The following is a 2773-nucleotide window of genomic DNA, read 5'->3' on the forward strand; positions in this document are numbered from 1 at the left end:
AGTACCGTGAGGGAAAGATGAAAAGTACCCCGGGAGGGGAGTGAAAGAGTACCTGAAACCGTGTGCCTACAAGCCGTCAGAGCCTTTGGGTGATGGCGTGCCTTTTGAAGAATGAGCCTGCGAGTTAGTGCTGCGTGGCGAGGTTAACCCGTGTGGGGTAGCCGTAGCGAAAGCGAGTCTGAATAGGGCGTGTGAGTCGCGTGGTCTAGACCCGAAGCGGAGTGATCTACCCATGGCCAGGGTGAAGCGCCGGTAAGACGGTGTGGAGGCCCGAACCCACCAGGGTTGAAAACCTGGGGGATGAGTTGTGGGTAGGGGTGAAAGGCCAATCAAACTCCGTGATAGCTGGTTCTCCCCGAAATGCATTTAGGTGCAGCGTCGTGTGTTTCTCTCTGGGGGTAGAGCTACTGGATGGCCTAGGGGCCTTACCGGGTTACCGAAGTCAACCAAACTCCGAATACCAGAGAGTGAGAGCGCGGCAGTGAGACGGCGGGGGATAAGCTTCGTCGTCGAGAGGGAAACAGCCCAGAACACCGGCTAAGGCCCCGAAGTGTGTGCTCAGTGGGAAAGGATGTGGGATTGCCCAGACAACCAGGAGGTTGGCTTAGAAGCAGCCACCCTTGAAAGAGTGCGTAATAGCTCACTGGTCAAGTGGTCCTGCGCCGACAATGTAGCGGGGCTTAAGCACACCGCCGAAGCCGTGTCATTGACACTATAGATCCGCTCAACCTCTTTGTGGGTTGTGTGTAGTCGTGTTGATGGGTAGGGGAGCGTCCTGCATCCAGTGAAGCCGTGACGTAAGTTAGCGGTGGAGGGTGTGGGAGTGAGAATGCAGGCATGAGTAGCGAATGCAGAGTGAGAACCTCTGCCGCCGGATGACCAAGGGTTCCTGGGTCAAGTTAATCTGCCCAGGGTGAGTCGGGACCTAAGGCGAGGCCGACAGGCGTAGTCGATGGACAACGGGTTGATATTCCCGTACCCGCGTGTGTTCGCCCATAGCGAGGCGCCGGATACTAACCACCCGAGCTGGCTACTGGTCTTCGGATTGGTGGTTGGTGAGCGTGGGGCCTGATGGTGTAGTAGTTAAGCGATGGGGTGACGCAGGAAGGTAGCTCCGCCAGTGAGTGGTTGTACTGGTGTAAGCGTGTAGGCCGGAACATAGGTAAATCCGTGTTCCATATGGGCTGAGACGTGATGCGTAGCCGTTGAGGTGAAGTAGAGTGATCCTATGCTGCCGAGAAAAGCCTCTAGCGAGAACATGTGTGGCCCGTACCCCAAACCGACACAGGTGGTCAGGTAGAGAATACTAAGGCGATCGGGTGAACTGTGGTTAAGGAACTCGGCAAAATGCCCCCGTAACTTCGGGAGAAGGGGGGCCAAAGCACTTGAAGCCCTTCGCGGGCTAGGGTGAGTTGGCCGCAGAGACCAGCGGAAAGCGACTGTTTACTAAAAACACAGGTCCATGCGAAGTCGTAAGACGATGTATATGGACTGACGCCTGCCCGGTGCTGGAACGTTAAGAGGACCGGTTAGCTCTTCGGGGCGAAGCTGAGAATTTAAGCGCCAGTAAACGGCGGTGGTAACTATAACCATCCTAAGGTAGCGAAATTCCTTGTCGGGTAAGTTCCGACCTGCACGAATGGCGTAACGACTTTCCGGCTGTCTCAACCACAGGCCCGGCGAAATTGCATTACGAGTAAAGATGCTCGTTACGCGCGGCAGGACGGAAAGACCCCGGGACCTTTACTATAGCTTGGTATTGGTTTTCGGTTCGGTTTGTGTAGGATAGGTGGGAGACTGTGAAGCGGGGACGCTAGTTCTCGTGGAGTCATTGTTGAAATACCACTCTGATCGGATTGGGAATCTGAACCTCGGACCGTGATCCGGTTCAGGGACAGTGCCTGGTGGGTAGTTTAACTGGGGCGGTTGCCTCCTAAAGAGTAACGGAGGCGCCCAAAGGTTCCCTCAGCCTGGTTGGCAATCAGGTGTTGAGTGTAAGTGCACAAGGGAGCTTGACTGTGAGACTGACAGGTCGAGCAGGGACGAAAGTCGGGACTAGTGATCCGGCACCTCCTGGTGGAAGGGGTGTCGCTCAACGGATAAAAGGTACCCCGGGGATAACAGGCTGATCTTGCCCAAGAGTCCATATCGACGGCATGGTTTGGCACCTCGATGTCGGCTCGTCGCATCCTGGGGCCGGAGTAGGTCCCAAGGGTTGGGCTGTTCGCCCATTAAAGCGGCACGCGAGCTGGGTTTAGAACGTCGTGAGACAGTTCGGTCCCTATCCGCCGCGCGCGTAGGAGACTTGAGGAAGGCTGTCCCTAGTACGAGAGGACCGGGACGGACGAACCTCTGGTATGCCAGTTGTCACGCCAGTGGCATGGCTGGTTGGCTACGTTCGGAAGGGATAACCGCTGAAGGCATCTAAGCGGGAAGCCTGTTCCAAGATGAGGTCTCCCACCCCTTTGTGGGTTAAGGCCCCCTAGAGACGATGGGGTTGATAGGCCAGAAATGGACGCACAGTAATGTGTTTTCGAGTTGACTGGTACTAATAGGCCGAGGACTTGTCTACAAAGGTGCTACGCATCCACTCTATGGTTCTGAAACACCACACAACCCGTTAATTGGATAGTGGTTGTGTGTGATCATAATGTTTCGGTGGTCATGGCGGTGGGGAAACGCCCGGTCCCATTCCGAACCCGGAAGCTAAGCCCACCAGCGCCGATGGTACTGCACTCGAAGGGGTGTGGGAGAGTAGGACACCGCCGAACAC

2 rRNA genes (1 of these 2 only partly in view) are annotated in these 2773 nt (G+C 56.0%); both read left to right on the forward strand.

Features of this window, described 5'->3' with window-relative positions:
* A 23S ribosomal RNA gene (locus FNH05_RS31385) occupies positions 1 to 2572 on the forward strand (it extends 540 nt beyond the left edge of the window).
* 82 nt (positions 2573 to 2654) lie between these two features.
* A 5S ribosomal RNA gene (gene rrf, locus FNH05_RS31390) occupies positions 2655 to 2771 on the forward strand.
* Positions 2772 to 2773 lie beyond the last annotated feature (2 nt).

The sequence above is a fragment of the Amycolatopsis rhizosphaerae genome (genome assembly GCF_007713715.1).
Classification (GTDB): domain Bacteria; phylum Actinomycetota; class Actinomycetes; order Mycobacteriales; family Pseudonocardiaceae; genus Amycolatopsis_E; species Amycolatopsis_E rhizosphaerae.